This is a genomic window from Microvirga sp. CF3062, assembly GCF_036314045.1.
GTDB lineage: Bacteria > Pseudomonadota > Alphaproteobacteria > Rhizobiales > Beijerinckiaceae > Microvirga.
In genome coordinates this window covers 358,099-375,634 of sequence record NZ_JAYGGN010000002.1, presented here as the reverse complement: position 1 = coordinate 375,634, position 17,536 = coordinate 358,099, and the positions used below count along the sequence as shown (strand labels likewise).

17 protein-coding genes are annotated in these 17,536 nt (G+C 64.8%); 11 read left to right on the top strand and 6 right to left on the bottom strand.

What is annotated here, in order from left to right:
• Positions 1 to 10: 10 nt before the first annotated feature.
• Both VB618_RS05230 and VB618_RS05225 read right to left on the bottom strand, forming a co-directional pair.
• On the bottom strand, positions 11 to 622 hold the full coding sequence (locus VB618_RS05230) for an HAD family hydrolase (protein WP_329795507.1): 612 nt from the start codon (positions 620 to 622) through the stop codon (positions 11 to 13).
• A 187-nt stretch (positions 623 to 809) separates the two neighbouring features.
• Positions 810 to 3,101, bottom strand: coding sequence for an NADP-dependent malic enzyme (locus tag VB618_RS05225; protein WP_329795506.1), 2,292 nt, complete (start codon positions 3,099 to 3,101; stop codon positions 810 to 812).
• Between the two features lie 149 nt (positions 3,102 to 3,250).
• On the opposite strand from VB618_RS05225, the gene mutS reads away from it, so the two are divergent.
• On the top strand, positions 3,251 to 5,977 hold the full coding sequence (gene mutS, locus VB618_RS05220; protein ID WP_329795505.1) for a DNA mismatch repair protein MutS: 2,727 nt from the start codon (positions 3,251 to 3,253) through the stop codon (positions 5,975 to 5,977).
• 13 nt (positions 5,978 to 5,990) lie between these two features.
• Here the strand turns inward: mutS and VB618_RS05215 are convergent, their stop codons facing one another.
• On the bottom strand, positions 5,991 to 6,443 hold the full coding sequence (locus VB618_RS05215) for a response regulator (protein WP_329795504.1): 453 nt from the start codon (positions 6,441 to 6,443) through the stop codon (positions 5,991 to 5,993).
• Between the two features lie 325 nt (positions 6,444 to 6,768).
• Here VB618_RS05215 and VB618_RS05210 point away from each other — a divergent pair, with 325 nt between their 5' ends.
• Together VB618_RS05210 and VB618_RS05205 are read left to right on the top strand one after the other, a co-directional pair.
• Entirely contained in the window at positions 6,769 to 8,307 is a 1,539-nt protein-coding gene (locus VB618_RS05210; RefSeq protein ID WP_329795503.1) for a YifB family Mg chelatase-like AAA ATPase, read from the top strand.
• A 179-nt stretch (positions 8,308 to 8,486) separates the two neighbouring features.
• Positions 8,487 to 9,416 (top strand): GNAT family N-acetyltransferase, encoded by a 930-nt coding sequence (locus VB618_RS05205; protein ID WP_329795502.1) that lies wholly within the window; start codon positions 8,487 to 8,489, stop codon positions 9,414 to 9,416.
• A gap of 150 nt (positions 9,417 to 9,566) precedes the next feature.
• On the opposite strand, the gene queG is transcribed toward VB618_RS05205, so the two are convergent.
• A complete protein-coding gene (queG, locus tag VB618_RS05200; protein ID WP_329795699.1) occupies positions 9,567 to 10,625 on the bottom strand; it encodes a tRNA epoxyqueuosine(34) reductase QueG in 1,059 nt (352 codons plus the stop codon).
• Between queG and VB618_RS05195 the strand changes: the two genes are divergently transcribed.
• Positions 10,578 to 10,712, top strand: coding sequence for a hypothetical protein (locus VB618_RS05195; protein ID WP_329795709.1), 135 nt, complete (start codon positions 10,578 to 10,580; stop codon positions 10,710 to 10,712). The two genes, queG and VB618_RS05195, sit on opposite strands and share 48 nt — an antisense overlap.
• On the opposite strand, the gene VB618_RS05190 is transcribed toward VB618_RS05195, so the two are convergent.
• Positions 10,709 to 11,401 carry a glutathione S-transferase family protein gene (locus VB618_RS05190; protein ID WP_329795501.1) on the bottom strand — a complete coding sequence of 231 codons (693 nt, stop codon included), beginning with the start codon at positions 11,399 to 11,401 and terminating at the stop codon, positions 10,709 to 10,711. The two genes, VB618_RS05195 and VB618_RS05190, sit on opposite strands and share 4 nt — an antisense overlap.
• Before the next feature lie 177 nt (positions 11,402 to 11,578).
• Here VB618_RS05190 and VB618_RS05185 point away from each other — a divergent pair, with 177 nt between their 5' ends.
• Together VB618_RS05185 and VB618_RS05180 are read left to right on the top strand one after the other, a co-directional pair.
• The gene (locus VB618_RS05185) at positions 11,579 to 12,376 is read left to right on the top strand and encodes an undecaprenyl-diphosphate phosphatase (RefSeq protein WP_329795499.1); all 798 of its coding nucleotides are present in this window, start codon (positions 11,579 to 11,581) and stop codon (positions 12,374 to 12,376) included.
• 3 nt (positions 12,377 to 12,379) lie between these two features.
• Positions 12,380 to 12,628 carry a hypothetical protein gene (locus VB618_RS05180; RefSeq protein WP_329795497.1) on the top strand — a complete coding sequence of 83 codons (249 nt, stop codon included), beginning with the start codon at positions 12,380 to 12,382 and terminating at the stop codon, positions 12,626 to 12,628.
• A 260-nt stretch (positions 12,629 to 12,888) separates the two neighbouring features.
• Here the strand turns inward: VB618_RS05180 and nth are convergent, their stop codons facing one another.
• On the bottom strand, positions 12,889 to 13,632 hold the full coding sequence (gene nth, locus VB618_RS05175) for an endonuclease III (protein ID WP_329795496.1): 744 nt from the start codon (positions 13,630 to 13,632) through the stop codon (positions 12,889 to 12,891).
• A 20-nt stretch (positions 13,633 to 13,652) separates the two neighbouring features.
• On the opposite strand from nth, the gene VB618_RS05170 reads away from it, so the two are divergent.
• The 5 genes from VB618_RS05170 (at position 13,653) to VB618_RS05150 (ending at position 17,312) form a co-directional block, all read left to right on the top strand.
• Positions 13,653 to 14,162 (top strand): DUF2244 domain-containing protein, encoded by a 510-nt coding sequence (locus VB618_RS05170; RefSeq protein WP_329795495.1) that lies wholly within the window; start codon positions 13,653 to 13,655, stop codon positions 14,160 to 14,162.
• Between the two features lie 657 nt (positions 14,163 to 14,819).
• Positions 14,820 to 15,683 carry a bifunctional helix-turn-helix domain-containing protein/methylated-DNA--[protein]-cysteine S-methyltransferase gene (locus tag VB618_RS05165; RefSeq protein ID WP_329795698.1) on the top strand — a complete coding sequence of 288 codons (864 nt, stop codon included), beginning with the start codon at positions 14,820 to 14,822 and terminating at the stop codon, positions 15,681 to 15,683.
• 5 nt (positions 15,684 to 15,688) lie between these two features.
• The gene (locus VB618_RS05160) at positions 15,689 to 16,285 is read left to right on the top strand and encodes a nucleotidyltransferase family protein (RefSeq protein WP_329795494.1); all 597 of its coding nucleotides are present in this window, start codon (positions 15,689 to 15,691) and stop codon (positions 16,283 to 16,285) included.
• Between the two features lie 120 nt (positions 16,286 to 16,405).
• A complete protein-coding gene (locus tag VB618_RS05155) occupies positions 16,406 to 16,705 on the top strand; it encodes a hypothetical protein (protein ID WP_329795492.1) in 300 nt (99 codons plus the stop codon).
• Positions 16,706 to 17,069: 364 nt separating this feature from the next.
• Positions 17,070 to 17,312, top strand: coding sequence for a DUF6894 family protein (locus VB618_RS05150; RefSeq protein ID WP_442931666.1), 243 nt, complete (start codon positions 17,070 to 17,072; stop codon positions 17,310 to 17,312).
• Positions 17,313 to 17,536 lie beyond the last annotated feature (224 nt).

The following is a 17,536-nucleotide window of genomic DNA, read 5'->3' as shown; positions in this document are numbered from 1 at the left end:
GAGCAAGCTGTCAGACGGGAAAGCCATAGTGCCGAAGCTCCGCCGCCAGATCGATGGGCTCCACGCAGTGGATCGCATGCATGCCCACGTTTCGAGCGGCCTCCACATTGGGGTTGGAATCGTCAATGAAGACACAATCCTCCGCTTTGAGCCCGTAGCGGTCGAGCAGGAGGTGGTAGATGGCCGGATCTGGCTTCAGCAGGCGCTCGTCGCCCGAGACGATGATGCCGTCGAAGCCCGCCAGGAACGGAAAGCGCTCCTGCGCCAGGGTGAACTTCGGGCCGGAGAAGTTCGTGATGCAGTAATTCGGCACGCCCGCCTCGCGCAGGCGGAGCAGCAGGGCGACATGGTCCTCGAACACGCCGGAGACGGTCTCGTGCCAGCGCTCGTGGAAGGCGCGGATGTGCGGCTCGTGCTTCGGGTGATCCTTGACGAGAAGGGCCACCGCCTCGTCCCAGTCGCGGCCCCGGTCCTGCTCCACGTTCCAATCATGGGTGCAGACGTTCCCCAAGAACCACTCCATCTCCGCCTCATTGTCGAAGAGGGTGCGGTAGAGATTGCGCGGGTCCCAGCGCAGCAGGACATTGCCGATGTCGAACACGATTGTGGTCGGCTTGGTCATGATAAGGCGTCTTCCTTCACGGTTCCGCCCAGGCCTTTAGCCTCTGAGGAGCCGTTACGCCACCCTCAGGATCGAGAGGCTCCTTCGGAAGCCGGGGTAGAAGCAATTCTGGAATGAGCTGTAGTTCAGCCAGCGCCCTTGAAGTCGGCTCCCTTGGCGCAGAAGCATCAAGGGAGCCGACTGATGCCTACCCACCGATATTGTAGGCGGCAAGCGCCGCCATGTTGACGATGTCGTTGTCGGTCGCGCCAAGCGAGACGATCTGCACCGGCTTGTCGAGACCCACGACGAGCGGCCCCAGCACCATCGCGCCACCGAGCTCCTGCAGCATCTTGGTGGAGATGGAGGCCGAGTGGAACGCCGGCATGATGAGCACGTTCGCCGTGTCGGTCAGGCGGCTGAACGGGTACTGCGCCATGACGTCCCGGTTGAGCGCCACATCGGCCGCCATTTCGCCGTCATACTCGAAATCGACCCGCATGCCGTCGAGGATCTTCACCGCCTCCTGGATCTTCTCGGCGCGCTCCGCCTTGGGGTGACCGAAGGTCGAGAAGGACAGAAGCGCCACGCGCGGCTCGTAGCCGAGGCGGCGGGCGACGCCAGCGGATTCGATGGCGATTTCCGCGAGTTCCTGTGCATTCGGCATCTCGTGAATGGCCGTATCGGCCACCAGCACCGTGCGGCCCCGCGCCAGGCAGAGCGAGACGCCGATGACGCGATGACCGGGCTTCGCGTCGACCACGTGCCGCACGTCGGCGAGCGCCGTCGAATAGTTGCGCGTCGCACCCGTCACCATGGCGTCCGCATCGCCCAAGGCCACCATGGAGGCGCCGAAGTGGTTGCGGTCCTGGTTGATCATGCGCTGGCAATCGCGGAACAGATAGCCCTTGCGCTGCAGGCGCTCGTAGAGGAACTGCGCATAGGTCGCGTTGCGGTTCGACAGGCGCGCGTTGTGGATCTCGATGCCGTCGCGGCCTTCGAGATCGATGCCCGCCTGCACCGCCGTCTCGTGGATGCGGTCCTCGCGCCCGACCAGGATGGCCTTGCCGAGCCCCTGGTTGACGAAGGACAGGGCCGCGCGGATCACCTGCTCCTCCTCGCCCTCGGCGAAGACGACGCGCTTGGGGAACTTGCGCACGCGCTCGAAGATGCGGTTGAGGGTGCCGGCCACCGGATCGCGCCGGGCGGAGAGCTGCGCCTTGTAGGAGCGCATGTCGACGATGGGACGACGCGCGACCTCCGTCTCCATGGCGGCCTTGGCCACCGCCATCGGGATCGTGTGGATGAGGCGCGGATCGAACGGCACGGGGATGATGTAGTCGCGCCCGAAGCGCGGGCGCGCGCCCTGATAGGCCGCCGCCACTTCGTCGGGCACATCCTCGCGGGCAAGTTCCGCCAGCGCATGCGCAGCCGCGATCTTCATCTCCATGTTGATCGTGGTCGCCTGCACGTCCAGCGCCCCGCGGAAGATGTAGGGAAAGCCTAGAACGTTGTTGACCTGGTTCGGGTAGTCGGATCGGCCTGTCGCGATGATCACGTCGTCGCGGATGCGCGCCACCTCCTCCGGCGTGATCTCCGGATCCGGATTGGCCATGGCGAAGATGATCGGGTTTTCCGCCATGGAGCGGATCATCTCGTCGCTGAACGCACCTTTGGCCGACAAGCCGAACACGGCATCGGCGCCGTTGAGCGCGTCGGCCAGCGTGCGGGCGTCGGTTTCGGCCGCATGGGCCGATTTCCACTGGTTCATGCCCTCGGTGCGGCCCTTGTAGATCACGCCCTTGGTGTCGCACAGGATGACGTTGTTGGGCGCAAAGCCCATGGCCTTCAGAAGCTCCGTGCAGGCGATGCCGGCGGCACCGGCGCCGTTCACCACGAGCCTCGTCTCGGCCATGTCGCGGCCGGTGAGATGCAGGGCGTTGATAAGGCCCGCCGCCGCGATGATCGCGGTGCCGTGCTGGTCGTCATGGAAGACGGGAATGTCCATGAGTTCCCGCAGGCGCTCCTCGATGATGAAGCATTCCGGGGCCTTGATGTCCTCGAGGTTGATACCGCCGAAAGAAGGGCCGAGATAGCGCACGCAGTTGATGAAGTTGTCCGCATCCTCCGTGTCGACCTCAAGGTCGATAGAATCCACGTCGGCGAAGCGCTTGAAGAGCACCGACTTGCCCTCCATCACCGGCTTGGAGGCCAGCGCCCCGAGATTCCCGAGGCCCAGGATCGCCGTGCCATTCGAGATCACCGCCACCATGTTGGCCCGGGTGGTGTAGTCGAAGGCGAGCGACGGGTTCTCGGCAATGGCCAGCACCGGCACCGCGACGCCCGGCGAATAGGCCAGCGACAGGTCGCGCTGGGTCGCCATGGGCTTGGTCGGGACGACCTCGAGCTTGCCGGGGCGTCCTTGGGCGTGGAATTGCAGCGCCTCCTGGTCCGTGAAGGTGGGGCGTTTGCGGCGGGGCGGGCGCTGATCGTCGGTCATGGGGATCCGATTCTTGTGATGCAGGGCGTTTCCAAAGGGGGATGCGACCTTAAGACATAGGATGCGCCTTCCTCAAGACTTGTCCACATGCGCCCTTCGGACCTCATGACACGGATGTAAGGGGGCCTGAGCTTTGCTAAACAGGACGGATGTCGTCCCAAGCCAGCTACAATCCTCCCGACGATCTTGAACCCAGCGCCGCCGCAGCATCCAAGCTCGCGCAGGACAGCCGCGTCACGCCGATGATGGCGCAGTACGTGGAGATCAAGGCCGCCAACCCGGACAGCCTGCTGTTCTACCGGATGGGCGACTTCTACGAGCTGTTCTTCGAGGATGCGGAGATCGCCAGCCGATCACTCGGCATCGTGCTCACCAAGCGCGGCAAGCACCAGGGACAGGACATCCCCATGTGCGGCGTGCCCGTGGAGCGGGCGGATGATTACCTCCAGCGCCTCATCGGGCTCGGCCACCGGGTCGCCGTCTGCGAGCAGACCGAGGACCCGGCGGAGGCGAAGAAACGGGGTTCCAAGTCGGTGGTTCGCCGCGATGTGGTGCGCCTCGTCACGCCAGGCACGATCACCGAGGAGCGGCTGCTGGAGCCCGGCCGGGCCAATTATCTCCTGGCCATCGCCCGGCGCCGGGCCTCCGACACGCAATGGTGCTACGGGCTGGCTGCGCTGGACATATCCACAGGCCATTTCGTGTTGAGCGAGACGGACGGCACCGGCCTCTCGGCCGAGATCGCCCGCTTCGAGCCCCGCGAGATCCTGGTGCCGGACGTCATTCATGACGATCCGGAGCTGAGAGGCTTCTGGCAGGAGACGCGGGCCTCGATCACGCCCCTGTCCCGCGAAGGGCTCGATCCGGCATCGGCCGAGCGGCGGCTTAAAAGCTATTTCGGGGTCGCGACGCTGGATGCCTTCGGGGCCTTCAGTCCGGCCGAGATCACGGCGGCGGGCAGCGCGCTGTTCTATGTCGAGAAGACGCAGATCGACAGCCGTCCGGTTCTCAACCCGCCCTCCCGCGACACCTCCGGCGCGGCGCTCGCCATCGATGCGGCGACCCGGGCCAACCTGGAGCTGACCCGCACCCTGTCGGGTGAGCGGGCAGGCAGCCTGCTCGCCACCATCGACTGCACGGTGACGCCCGGCGGCGCGCGGCTGCTTGCCGAGCGGCTCGCCGGTCCCCTCACCCATCCGGGCCTGATCCGCGACCGGCAGGATTCGGTTACAGCACTCGTGGAGAACGGGGATCTGCGCGACAGGCTGCGGCGCATCCTCAAGCGCTCACCGGACCTCGCTCGCGCCCTGTCGCGCCTGAGCCTTGGGCGCGGAGGACCGCGGGATCTAGCCTGCGTGCGCGACGGCCTGTTCGCGGCGCGTGAACTCGGGCTTGAGCTGGCGATTGCGCCCAATCTGCCGAGAGAACTGTCAGAGGCCGCGCAGGTGCTTCAAGGCCTGCGCACGGATGTGGCCGACCGGCTGAGGGCCGCTCTTGCCGACGAGTTGCCGCTGCTCAAGCGCGACGGTGGCTTCATCCGCGCGAGCTTCGACGCGAATCTCGATGAATTGCGGGAGCTGCAACAGGATTCGCGCCGCTTCATCGCGGCCCTCCAGGCGCGCTATGCCACCGAGACCGGCTGCCGGACCCTGCGCGTGAAGCACAACCACATGATCGGCTACTTCGTGGAGGTGCCGCAGAATGTGGGCGAGGATCTCTTGAGGGAGCCCTGGAAGGACACCTTCGTCCACCGCCAGACCATGGCGGGCGCCATGCGTTTCTCGACGATGGAACTCGGGGAGCTCGAATCGAAGATCGCTTCTGCTGCCGACCGGGCACTGAAGATCGAACTCGCCCTGTTCAACGAGATGGTGCAAGCACTGCTCGATCTCACAGGGGAGATCGCAGCGGCGGCCGAGGCCATCGCTGTCATCGACGTGACAGCGGCGCTCGCCGATCTCGCCATGCGCCTGGACTGGACGCGCCCCATGGTCGACACCGGCCTCGCCTTCACGATCAAGGGCGGTCGCCACCCGGTGGTCGAGGCGGCGCTCAAGCGCGAGGGCGTTCCGTTCATCGCCAACGGTTCGGATCTCTCGGGCAAGGATGCCGGACACATCCTGCTGATCACCGGCCCGAACATGGGCGGCAAGTCGACCTATCTGCGCCAGAACGCGCTCATCGTCGTGCTGGCCCAGATGGGCTCCTACGTGCCGGCGAAAGAGGCGCATATCGGCATCGTCGACCGGCTCTTCTCCCGGGTGGGCGCCGCCGACGATCTGGCGCGGGGCCGCTCGACCTTCATGGTCGAGATGGTCGAGACCGCCGCCATCCTCAATCAGGCCACGGCCCGCTCCCTCGTGATCCTCGACGAGATCGGCCGCGGCACCGCCACCTTCGACGGGTTGTCCATCGCCTGGGCAGCCATCGAGCACCTGCACGAGACCAATTGCTGCCGCGCCCTCTTCGCCACCCATTTCCACGAGCTGACGGCGCTTGCCGAGCGGATGGCCCGCATCTCGAACGCAACCCTGAAGGTCACGGAATGGAACGGCGAGGTGGTGTTCCTGCACGAGGTCGTGCCCGGCGCCGCCGACCGCTCCTATGGCCTGCAGGTGGCGCGTCTGGCGGGCTTGCCGACAGCGGTCGTCGATCGGGCCAAGACGATCTTGAGCGAATTGGAGAGATCAGATCGGGAAGCCCCGAAGCGCGCGTTGCTCGATGATCTGCCGCTTTTCGCCGTTCCCGTTCGCAACGAGCCTTCGCCTGCGCCGAAGCAGGACGCCTTACGTGAGGCGCTCGATGGTCTGGACCCGGACCAGATGACCCCGCGGGAGGCGCTCGACGCGCTCTACCGGCTGAAAGCGCAGCGATAGCGGCAAGGTCCCGTCAGGACATCTGGGAGCTACGCTCTCGGGCGCCACGACCGAAAGGGACGAAGGTCACCGTGCGGGCCTCCTGAGCCTCGCGCGGTTGCCCGGCCGTCACATAGGACAGGGCCTCCCGTACGCCGCGCTCCGTATAGGGCTTGGCGATGACGCCCCAGGCGCCGGCAAAGTCTTCGGGGATGCGCTTGGCGTTGGCGGTCATGAACAGCACCGTGACCTGATGCTCGCCGCTGAGATGGCGCGCCACGTCGACCCCGGTCGGCCCGTCGGACAGATGAATGTCGACAAAGGCGAGATCGGGCTTGAGATCCCGGCCGAGGGAAAGGGCGTCCTTGGATGAGGCTGCGATGCCCACGACGTCATGCCCCAGATCCTGGAGCAGGCTTTCGAGTTCGAGCGCGATCAGGATTTCATCCTCCACGACGAGGATGCGCAAAGGCTTATCGCTACTCAACCCGAATCTCCTCCGCGACAGCGGACACTCCAATCTTTGCGCGTGTACCTGGCTTCCAATCGCGCCAAGTCAACGGCCCTCTCAATCGACAGATCAGCATCGCGGCTTCGGCGGAATGGAATCGATCCGTGTCATGAATGGCCCCTCCCGAACGGTTTTTTCGGAGACTTAGTCGCCTTCCGGCTTTCTCCGTGCAGTCGGACTCAACGCTTTTCCAGGAAGTCGGTTCCGCACGAAAGCCGAGTCCCTACCCAAAATAAGGCAACACTATCGCGTTTCAAAAGACCGCGCTAACATTCAGGGCTCTGCGGGAGGTTTAAGCGGGATGGTCACGCGCGTTTCCACTGTTGCGTTCGAAGGAATTGTAGCGCGAACCGTTGATGTGCAGGTGCAGATCTCACCGGGCACGGTGGTCTTCATGATTGTCGGCCTGCCCGACAAGGCTGTGGCGGAATCCCGCGAGCGGGTCCGCTCAGCCCTGATCGCCTCCGGCCTCGCCCTGCCAGCCAAGCGCATTACGGTCAACCTCGCCCCGGCCGACCTGCCGAAGGAAGGCAGCCATTACGATCTGCCCATCGCCCTTGCGGTCATGGGAGCCATCGGGGCCATTCCGGCGGATGCATTGGGCGGCTTTACAGTGCTGGGCGAGCTGGCGCTCGACGGCTCGATCACCGCCGTGGCCGGAGCGCTTCCCGCCGCCATGGCGGCCTATGAGCGCGGGCACGGGCTGATCTGCCCTGCCGCCTGCGGCGCGGAGGCCGCCTGGGCCGGCAGCGACATCGAAATTCTGGCACCACGCTCCCTGATCCAGCTCGCCAACCATTTCAAGGGCACCCAGGTGCTGGCGCGGCCGGAGCCTGCCATCATGCCCGCCTCCGGTATCCTGCCCGATCTCAAAGACATCAAGGGGCAGGAGAGTGCCAAGCGGACACTCGAGATCGCGGCTGCCGGCGCCCATAACCTCGTGATGAACGGCCCGCCCGGCGCCGGCAAGTCCATGCTGGCCCAGCGCCTGCCCTCCATTCTGCCGCCGCTCTCGCCGCGGGAGCTTCTGGAGGTCTCGATGATCCAGTCGGTAGCGGGGCTGCTGGCGGAGGGTGCCCTGTCGGATCGCCGCCCGTTCCGGGCTCCGCACCATTCGGCCTCCATGGCGGCCCTCGTCGGCGGCGGCCTCAACGCACGGCCCGGCGAGGCTTCGCTTGCTCATCATGGCGTGCTCTTCCTCGACGAGCTGCCGGAGTTCCAGCCCCAAGTGCTCGATTCCCTGAGACAGCCGCTGGAGGCGGGCGAGATCCTGATCGCCCGGGCCAATCATCGGGTCACCTACCCGGCCCGCTTCCAGCTCGTCGCCGCCATGAACCCGTGCCGCTGCGGACAGGCCACCGAGCCCGGCTATGTCTGCCGCCGCCAGCCGAACGAGCGCTGCATCGCGCAGTATCAAGCGCGCTTGTCGGGCCCTCTCCTAGACCGCATCGATTTGTCCATCGACGTCCCGGCCGTCACGGCTGCCGACCTGATCCTGCCGGCTCCGGGCGAAGGCTCCGCCGAGGTCGCAGCCCGGGTGGCGCAGGCCCGTGAGCGGCAGGTCAGGCGCTATGCGTCCTTGAAGCTCGATGGCGTGACGACCAATGCCGCCTGCCCTCCGGCGCTGCTGGAGGAGATCGCGCAGCCCGACCCGGAGGGCCTGTCCCTCATCCGGGATGCCGCCAACGCCATGCGGCTCTCCGCTCGCGCTTTCCATCGGGTGCTGAAGGTGGGGCGGACCCTGGCCGATCTCGATGGGGAGGAGCGGGTCCGGCGCATTCACATCGCCGAGGCCCTCTCCTATCGGGCTCACGCAGACCGGCGCCCGGCCGCCGCGTGACGAAAGGGCAAGGATCCCCTCACCCCGGCTTGTGAATCCAAGGACCGGCCCCGACATTTTCCATCGGCACAGATTTGTTTTCTGTCACAAAACAGTGTGGAACAGGTTTTATGTCATGGCGGAAGCGGAGCGGCGTCAGCCATGACCCGGCGCCGGAGAGACGATCCTACGAGGCAGCGATGAGTCACTACCTTTCGAACCATGAAGCGGCTGGCTCAACTCCCATCGGCTCACGTCCTGACGGGTTCAAGTTCATCCCCGGCGGCGACAGAATCGTCCGCGACTATGGCAGCCTCGATCCGGTGCTCGGCCGGATCGGTTCCCTCGAGGTTCGCCTGGCGACCACCGCCAAGGAGATCCGGCGGGCCCAGCGTCTGCGCTTCAAGGTGTTCTACGAGGAGATGTCGGCATCCCCCACCGGCGCGGCCCTGATCTCCCGCCGCGACGTGGACGAGTACGACCGGATCTGCGACCACATCCTCGTCCTCGACCATGACGTGAAATCCAAACCCTTCCGGCCGGCCAAGCCGAAGGTGGTCGGCACCTACCGCCTGCTCCGCCAGGACATGGCTGAGCGCCACGGCGGGTTCTACACGCGCGGCGAGTACGACATCGCGCCGCTCCTGAAAGCTCATCCCGGCCTGCGCTTCCTGGAGCTCGGACGCTCCTGCGTGCTCAAGCCCTATCGCAACAAGCGCACGGTCGAACTGCTGTGGCACGGGATCTGGGCCTACGTGCTCCATCACCGCATCGACGTGATGATGGGCTGTGCCAGCCTGGAAGGCACGGATCCGCGGACGCTGGCGCTGCCCTTGAGCTTCCTGCACCACTACGCCGCCGCGCCAACCGAATGGCGGGCCAGTGCCCTGCCGGGACGCTTCACCCGCATGGACCTGCTGCCTAAGGAGACTATCGATCCGAAGGCAGCCCTTCACGCCCTGCCGCCCCTGATCAAAGGCTACCTGCGCGTTGGCGCGACGTTCGGCACAGGTGCCGTGATCGACCGGCAGTTCGGCACCACGGACGTGCTCGTCGTCCTGCCCGTCTCGGCCATCAACCCGCGCTACATCGACCATTTCGGCCCGACTGCGAACCGCCACGCGGCGTGAGTCTGAGTTTCTGACGCAGAGCCTGGCGCAAATTCACATCTCGACGTCATCACCGGCCTTGTGCCGGTGATCCCGGTCGCATGAAGCGCCGAGCCTCATAGGATCGGGATGGCCGGGACGAGCCCGGCCATGACGGGAAGGTCCACCCATTCAGGCCACTGCCTCGATCCGTTCGGCCAAAGCCCGGCGCCATTCCTCACGCACGTCCGGATCGCCTTCCTGGTCCAGTCGCTCTGCGGCATGACGCGCCACCGCCTCCGACGGCAGCAACCGCCCGAGCGTCCAGACCGCCATGGCGCGCACCAGCGGCGAGGCATCGTCCAGCAGCCGCTCGGCTTCTTCGGCAAGACTCGCGTCGCCCGAGTTGCCGATCGCGATCAGCACGTTGCGGATGAACCGGTCGCGGCCCGTGCGCTTGATCGGCGTGCCGGCAAAGCGGGCGCGGAACGCGGGGTCGTCGAGTCGTGCGAGATCCGCCAGCGGCAGGGCGGCGAGATCCTCGCGCTGCACGAGTCGCGCCTCGCGGCCGGCTTGCGCGAACTTATTCCAGGGGCACACGGCAAGGCAGTCGTCGCAGCCGAAGATGCGGTTGCCGATGCCGGGGCGGAGTTCTTCCGGAATATGTCCCTTATGCTCGATGGTGAGATACGAGATGCAGCGCCGTGCATCGAGCTGATAGGGAGCCGGAAAGGCGTTCGTCGGGCAGATGTCGAGGCAGCGGCGGCAGGAGCCGCAATGATTGCGCTCCGGCTCGTCGGCGGGAAGTTCCGCCGTGGTGAAGATGGCGCCGAGAAAAAGCCAGTTGCCGAACTCGCGCGACACCACCACCGTGTGCTTGCCCTGGAAGCCGAGACCCGCTGCCTCTGCCAGCGGCTTTTCCATCACCGGAGCTGTGTCGACGAAGACCTTCACGTCGGACGAGGCCTTCGCCGCGAGGAAGCCCGCGGCCTCCTTGAGCTTGCCCTTGATCACGTCATGGTAATCGCGGTTGCGGGCATAGACCGAGATGTAGCCGCGATCCTTTCGGGCCAGCTCGACCAGCGGATCCTCAACCGGCCCGTAGTTCAGCCCGAGCAGGATGACGCTGCGCACCTCCGGCCAGAGGGTACGGGGGTCGGCCCGGCGCTCTGCCGTGTCCGCCATCCACTCCATCGAGCCGTGATGACCGGCCTCAAGCCAGGCCTGAAGGCGCTCCGGCGCGAGCGGGATGGAATCCGGCCGAGCGATGCGAACGGTATCGAAGCCGAGCGCCTTGGCGCGCTCAACAAAAGTGCGCTTCAGCGCTTCCCCGTCTAGAAGTCCAGGTTGTCGTAATGGTCCGCTGGCGCCATGCCCGGCACCCGGTCCGCCAGGAGCGTGCGAAAGGACGGCCGGGACTTGATCCTGGCGTACCAAAGCTTCGCTGTCTCGTCCTCGTTCCATGGCACGTCGCCGAGATAATCCACTACCGACAGATGGGCCGCCGCCGCCAGATCCGCATAGGTCATCTGGTCGCCGGCAAGCCAATTCCGTTTTGAGATCAGAAAACCGATATATTTGAGATGGTATCGCACATTGGTCTGGGCCGCGCGAATCGCACCCATGTCCGGCGGACCGCCTCCCAGCTCGCCGGGTGTGAACCGCTTATAGATCTTTTCTGTGGCAAGGTACTCCGACACCTCGCCGTGAAATTTGATCAGGAACCAGTCGAGCAGGCGGCGCACCTCGACCCGCTGAGCGAGATCCCGTGGCAGGAAGCGGCGATCCCGAAGATCCTCCCCCCGCGTCTCGTCCAGGTATTCCGCAAGGCCCATGGGGCCGGGCACCGCAAGCCCATTGTCGTCGAGGAAGAGCGGCAGGTTGCCGGCCGGGTTGATCTCGAGATACGGAATGCGCCGATCCCACGGCTTCTCCTCGACCACGTCCGGCTCAAGGCCGAACTCCGCCAGAATAAGGCGCGCGAACCGCGACTGCGGGCAAAAGGGATAAGAATGCAGGGTGGCCATGAATGATGCTGACGCGAAACAGGCGGCAACAATAAGGCCGTGCTTCGTTAAGGGTTGGTAAGGAATAATGGTGAATCTCATGCCTCTGACGCAGAAGGGCCGCGCCTGCAGCGCAAACCTTTCTTGACAGAGGTGGAGGCGCTCCCGCATCTGGCGCCGTTCTCAGGATTTTCAACGATGTCGCAAATCATCGAGGCGCTCTTTCTCGGCCTCATCGAAGGGCTGACGGAGTTTCTCCCCGTCTCCTCGACCGGCCACCTGCTCCTCGTCGGTCACTTCCTCGGGTTCGAATCGACGGGCAAGACTTTCGAGGTGCTGATCCAGCTCGGCGCGATCCTGGCGATCCTGTCGGTGTATTTCAACAAGCTCTGGTCCATCGCCAAGGCCCTGCCGCACGATCCGATGGCCCGACACTTCGTCATCGGCGTGCTGATCGCATTCCTGCCCGCCGCCCTGATCGGCGCCGTGCTGCATGGTTTCATCAAGGAGGTGCTCTTCGACCCCTGGATCGTGTGCATCACCCTGATCGTCGGCGGCTTCGTGCTGCTGGCCATCGACCGGATGCCCCTGGAGGCGACGAAGACCGACGCGACGCGGTTTCCTCTTTCGATGTACCTCAAGATCGGCTTCATCCAATGCGTGGCGATGATCCCCGGCGTGTCGCGCTCGGGCGCCACCATCGTGGGCGCCATGCTGATGGGAGCCTCGAAGCGCGCAGCGGCGGAGTTCTCGTTCTTCCTCGCCATGCCCACCATGGCGGGCGCCTTCACCTATGACCTGCTGAAGAACTACAAGATCCTCTCCGCCAACGATGTCACGATCATCGTAGCGGGATTCATTTCAGCCTTCGTGGCGGCTTTGCTCGTGGTGAAGATGCTGCTCGACTACGTATCGCGTCACGGCTTCACGCCGTTCGCCTATTGGCGCATCGTGGTTGGGGCTGCGGGTCTCGCTGGCCTCATGGTCTACGGCTGATCCATGCTGTCGCGCGACGAGGTTCTTGCCGTCACTCTCACCATTGCGGTCGCTTTGCTGGTGGTCACATTCGCGGTTCTCTTGGGCGTGAGCACGGAGCCTCGCGCAGCAAGGCAGGACGGTGCGCCGGATGCAGCTTGCCTGGAATGGACCGACAGCTGCGTCGTCTGCAGCCGCACGTCTCAAGGGCTCGCCTGCTCGACGCCGGGCATTGCCTGCACGCGCTCAGCGCCGCGCTGCTTGTGGCGGTAGTGCATTTCACCCTGCCTCTGTGAGCGCGTCATCCCGGACGGAGCGCAGCGAAGATCCGGGATCGCAAGACAAGTCTAGCGGCTATTTCCCTCCCCCTAGTGGGGAGGGTCAGGGTGGGGGTGCGAGCGCCAATCTCTCAGGCTCTGGCACCCCCATCTCCTCCCCACAAGGGGGAGGAGAGTTTCAGCGCCATACTCGTCCAACGATCCCGGGTTCTGCTCCGCAGCCCCGGGATGACGATGCAGGTGCGGTGGCTGATCTCACGGAATCGTCTTGTCCGGAAAGCGGCATAGGTCGTTGACCGGGCAGCGCCAGCATTCGGGCTTGCGGGCCTTGCAGATGTAGCGGCCGTGCAGGATGAGCCAGTGATGGGCGTGGAGCCGGTACTCGTCCGGAATCAGCTTTTCGAGTGCGACTTGCGTATCGAGCGGCGTCTTGGTGATGGCGAGCGGCAGGCGGTTGGTAACGCGGAAGATATGCGTGTCGACCGCGACCCTTGGATCGCCGAACGCGATGTTGACCACGACGCTCGCGGTCTTGCGCCCGACCCCCGGCAGGGTCTCGAGGATTTCGACCGAGTTGGGCACCTCGCCGCCGAACTCCTCCACGAGGCGTTTGGCCATGGCGATGACGTTCTTCGCCTTGGTGTTGAAGAAGTTCAGCGTCTTGATGTGCTGGCGCAGGCCCTCCTCGCCGAGTTCGAGCATCCTCTCGGGCGTGTCGGTGATGGGAAACAGGTTCTTCGTCGCCTTGTTGACGCCGACATCTGTCGCCTGGGCCGAGAGCGTCACGGCGACCAGAAGCGTATAGGGATTGGTGTAGTCGAGCTCGCCCTTGGGCTCGGGATTGGCCGCATGCAGGCGGCGGAAGATCTCGACCATCGTGGCCCGGTCAACAGGCTTCGGGGTTCGGGCGCGCACGGCCCGGCCTACGGCTTTCGCCGGCACGGCGGGCTTACTTTTGAGCTTCGAAATGCGACGGGAGGGCTGCTTCAGATCGGACATCCCTGCGTTATATCTAGGCTATGGCAGGCAGCAAGGCAGCATTTGACGGCACGGAGCGGTTCGAGGAGCCGGTGTTCTCGGCCGTCATCCGTCCGCACCGGTCGTTGAGCCCGCAAGGATTCAAGATCGTCATGGTGCTGGTCTGCCTCACCTCGCTGGTGGCCAGCGTGCCCTTCGTAGTCATGGGCTTCTGGCCGGTGGCCGGCTTCTTCGGCCTCGATTTCCTCGGCCTCTACATCGCCTTCCGCGTCAGCTACCGGCAGGGCGACGCCTTCGAGCTGCTCGAGCTGACCCCGATCCGGCTGCTGTTCCGCAAGGTGAGTCCGAAGGGTGAGGTGAAGGACTGGCAGTTCAACCCGCTCTGGACCCGCCTCGACCGGGAGGTCGACGACGAATACGGCATGCAGCAGCTGGCGTTGACCTCCCGCAACGAGCATGTGGTGATCGCCCGCGACCTCTCCCCGCCGGAACGCGAGACACTCGCCGAGGCGCTGGGCCGCGCCCTGGCGGATGTGAAGCGGGGCTATTGAGAAAGAGCCAGCACTGTATGGCCCGCAGCGGGTGCTGCGAGCCTGAAGGTCAGTCGAGGGTGGCGCGTCAGGCAGCCCGGCTCGATGATGTGTGGTGAAGGTGAGAGCCAGACTGCTCGTCACGCGCGGTTCTTTTCAGGTGGACCTGGTCAGAGCCAGGATCGACCTCCCGCGACCACAGGCATGCGAAACCTGCGGCGGGACCGCTCCCCGCCCCACTCTTGCGACGCCTCGCGAGCGCGCCCCTCGTCGGGCGAGGATGTCTTTGGCTATAGCCTAGCTTAGGAGGATTGTCAAGAACAAAATGAGAACATATACGCTGCTACCCCTCTCCCCTTCGCGGGAGAGGGTGGCCTGCAAAGCAGGTCGGGAGAGGGGCAGTCATGACGAGCACTTCCCCTCTCCCGGCTCACTCCGTTCGCCACCCTCCCCCGCACAGGGGGGAGGGTTCACGCGCCTCATCCTGCATCCGATCCCGGCTTGCCCTTCGGCGTCCGGGATGACACACGACGCCTCGTCTCCCACACAGGAGAACGAGAAGGCCACCGCAGAAATCGGGTGTCGCCTGCCCTCTCCCATCGCTAGGATGATCGGCAATGAAGGATCACCACCATGCTCCAGACCTTGCGCAACATCACCATCGATCCGGCCGACATCATGGTGCCGGACGAGCCCCATTCCGATTACGAGCGGGTGCGCCGGATCATCGCGTTCATTTCGGAGCGCTGGCGCGAGCAGCCCTCACTCGAGTCGATCGCCGATCATGTAGGACTGTCCACCACCCATGTGCACCACCTGTTCCGGCGCTGGGCCGGCCTGTCGCCTAAGGCCTTCCTCCAGGCGATCACGCTGGACAACGCCAAGGCGCTGCTGGCGGATTCCGCAAGCGTGCTCGACGCCACCTATGAGCTCGGCCTCTCGGGGCCTGCCCGGCTGCACGACCTGTTCGTGACCCATGAGGCCATGACGCCGGGCGACTTCAAGACCGGCGGCTCAGGCCTGACCATGCGCTTCGGCTTCCATCCCTCGCCTTTCGGCGAGGCGCTGCTGATCGTGACCGACAGGGGGCTCGCAGGCCTCGGCTTCGTGGATGATGGAGACCGTCCGGCAGCGCTCGCCGACATGACCCGGCGCTGGCCGAAGGCGGAGTATGTGGAGGACCCGGCCGCCACGGCGCCGGTGGCCAAGCGCATCTTCAGCCCGTCGCAATGGCAGGCGGAGCAGCCCCTCCGGGTGGTGCTGATCGGCACGGATTTCGAGGTGCGGGTCTGGCAGACCCTGCTGCGCATTCCCCGCGACCGCGCCACTACCTATTCCGACATCGCCCGCCACATCGGCAAGCCCGCCGCCTGCCGGGCCGTGGGTGCGGCGGTCGGCAAGAATCCGGTCTCCTTCGTGGTCCCCTGCCACCGGGTGCTCGGCCGCTCCGGCGCGCTGACCGGCTACCATTGGGGGCTCACGCGCAAGCAGGCAATCCTGGGGTGGGAGGCGGGGCGAAGCTTGGGCGGGATCGAGGCTTAGGAGCCATGGCGCAACAGGCTGCGGCCGATGAAGCGGATCGGCTTCAACACCTCGAAGACATCATTCGGACTGACACGGACCTTATGCAGGTTCTCACAACGGCCAGTCGGAGCAATCTGCCTCAGTGGCGCCTAGGTGGAGGATGTGTCTATCAGAGGGTCTGGAATGCCCTGACTGGGCGACCGGGGCGGACAGGGGTCAAGGATTATGATCTTGTCTATTTCAATGCCGCCGACCTTTCTTGGGAAAGCGAAGACAAAGTCGCTCGTTCAATCACGGCTGCCCTGCCCGACTTTCATGGTGTCGTCGAAGTCCGCAATCATGCGCGTGTGCCGTTATGGTTCGAGCAACGTTTCGGCTTCCACTGTCCCGCTGTGGCGCATCCGGACGATGTATTCCGGCAATACCCTCTGACCGTTCAAGCCCTGGGAGTGCGGCTGGAGCCGGATGGCTTCCTCAATATCCTTGCACCTTTTGGGCTGGCGGATCTATTCGCTCTCCGAATCCGGCCGAACCGGTCCCTGCCGAACAAAACCAGCTATGAGGAGAAAACCAGACGCCTGATCGAGACATGGCCGGAGCTCACGGTCGAGCCTTGGTAGGGATGATGTAAGGCTGAAGAGAGCTGGGCACGTTATTCGGCCCCAGTTCCGGCTCCCTCAGGTAGTGCAACCTTCCTCACGCGCTTACGTTCGCTCTTTCAGAGCGTGAAGGAGTTGCCGATGAAGGTTCTTGGATGGACTGCCGCATTGAGCCTGATCCTGGCCGGCTGGGCGGGCAGCGCTTCGGCCGATCCGGACAAGGACGAGAGCGGCAAGGGCCGATGGCGCGGAGGCTACGAGCGCAGCTATGAGGGTCCTGCCCGGAGATACAATGACGAGCGCCCTCGCCGCGAGCGTCGCGCCTTCAAGGAAGAATATGACGACGGCCGCTGCAAGGTCGAGCGGAAGCTGGAGAAGAGCGGCGAGTACAAGGAAGAGGTGAAGTGCCGGAACGGCTATCGATCGAGCTCCCGGTACTGAAGTCTGCCGATGCGATGATACGGGCCCGTCAGTTTGTTTCACGAACCCCGGCCATTGAGGAGCGTGCTCTTGGATGAGAGGGGGCTGCCATGGGCGCACCGATCCAGGATGCTCACCGGCGCTCCCTTGCTGCGGATGAGCCCGTTAGCCCGAAGTTCCTGCGGGACCCGGTTGACATGACCGTGCTGGCCCCGATGGCGTCCGCGAGCTCGGCTATGGGGGTAGGCCCGAACACCGGGCTTGACCAGCGACCGGGCAGAAGCCATTCAGGAGCTTGAAATCTCAGGGTTTTTCTCTTCTGGTATCGAAGTCTAGAACCAATTGTCTTATCCTTGAGTTGTCAGACACCAATCTCAAGAGGGGAATGCCGTTGCCGCGCTACTTTTTCGATACCTATGACGGCAGCCGTCTTGTCTCCGACAATGAGGGCCTCGAGCTGCAGAACATCGCAATGGCCAAGGCCGAGGCTCAGAAGGTCCTGCCCGACATGGCGCGGGACGCCCTCCCCGGCGACGACCAGAAGACCTTCATCGTCAGCGTCAGGGACGAGGCCGGGCAGGTGGTCTTAAGGGCAGCGCTCAGCCTGATCGTCGAAACCTCGCCCTAAATCCCCCGCCCAAATCCGGATTGCCCTGAGGCTCCAGCCCATATTGCAGGAATGTAACAGGGTCCGGCTCCGACGAATTGGCGCAAACTAGCGCCCACGTTCGTCTTGCAGCTCTGAAACCCCCTTCTTATATCAGCGCCAGCACGGGGCACGGCTCGGTTCGAGGCGGCCCCGGCAATTTGTCAGCAACATGTAAGCCATGGGCCGGGCTGCTTTGAGGGCCC

What these genes read in the sequence shown, in the direction of transcription:
- VB618_RS05230 (WP_329795507.1), bottom strand. Translation starts at nt 622, where the DNA reads ATGACCAAGCCGACCACAATCGTGTTCGACATCGGCAATGTCCTGCTG.
- VB618_RS05190 (WP_329795501.1), bottom strand. Translation starts at nt 11,401, where the DNA reads ATGGCCACCCTGCATTCTTATCCCTTTTGCCCGCAGTCGCGGTTCGCG.
- VB618_RS05185 (WP_329795499.1), top strand. Translation starts at nt 11,579, where the DNA reads ATGTCGCAAATCATCGAGGCGCTCTTTCTCGGCCTCATCGAAGGGCTG.
- nth (WP_329795496.1), bottom strand. Translation starts at nt 13,632, where the DNA reads ATGTCCGATCTGAAGCAGCCCTCCCGTCGCATTTCGAAGCTCAAAAGT.
- VB618_RS05205 (WP_329795502.1), top strand. Translation starts at nt 8,487, where the DNA reads ATGAGTCACTACCTTTCGAACCATGAAGCGGCTGGCTCAACTCCCATC.
- VB618_RS05165 (WP_329795698.1), top strand. Translation starts at nt 14,820, where the DNA reads ATGGTGCCGGACGAGCCCCATTCCGATTACGAGCGGGTGCGCCGGATC.
- VB618_RS05150 (WP_442931666.1), top strand. Translation starts at nt 17,070, where the DNA reads ATGCCGTTGCCGCGCTACTTTTTCGATACCTATGACGGCAGCCGTCTT.
- VB618_RS05160 (WP_329795494.1), top strand. Translation starts at nt 15,689, where the DNA reads ATGGCGCAACAGGCTGCGGCCGATGAAGCGGATCGGCTTCAACACCTC.
- VB618_RS05155 (WP_329795492.1), top strand. Translation starts at nt 16,406, where the DNA reads ATGAAGGTTCTTGGATGGACTGCCGCATTGAGCCTGATCCTGGCCGGC.
- mutS (WP_329795505.1), top strand. Translation starts at nt 3,251, where the DNA reads ATGTCGTCCCAAGCCAGCTACAATCCTCCCGACGATCTTGAACCCAGC.
- VB618_RS05195 (WP_329795709.1), top strand. Translation starts at nt 10,578, where the DNA reads ATGACCGGCCTCAAGCCAGGCCTGAAGGCGCTCCGGCGCGAGCGGGAT.
- VB618_RS05170 (WP_329795495.1), top strand. Translation starts at nt 13,653, where the DNA reads ATGGCAGGCAGCAAGGCAGCATTTGACGGCACGGAGCGGTTCGAGGAG.
- VB618_RS05210 (WP_329795503.1), top strand. Translation starts at nt 6,769, where the DNA reads ATGGTCACGCGCGTTTCCACTGTTGCGTTCGAAGGAATTGTAGCGCGA.
- VB618_RS05180 (WP_329795497.1), top strand. Translation starts at nt 12,380, where the DNA reads ATGCTGTCGCGCGACGAGGTTCTTGCCGTCACTCTCACCATTGCGGTC.
- VB618_RS05225 (WP_329795506.1), bottom strand. Translation starts at nt 3,101, where the DNA reads ATGACCGACGATCAGCGCCCGCCCCGCCGCAAACGCCCCACCTTCACG.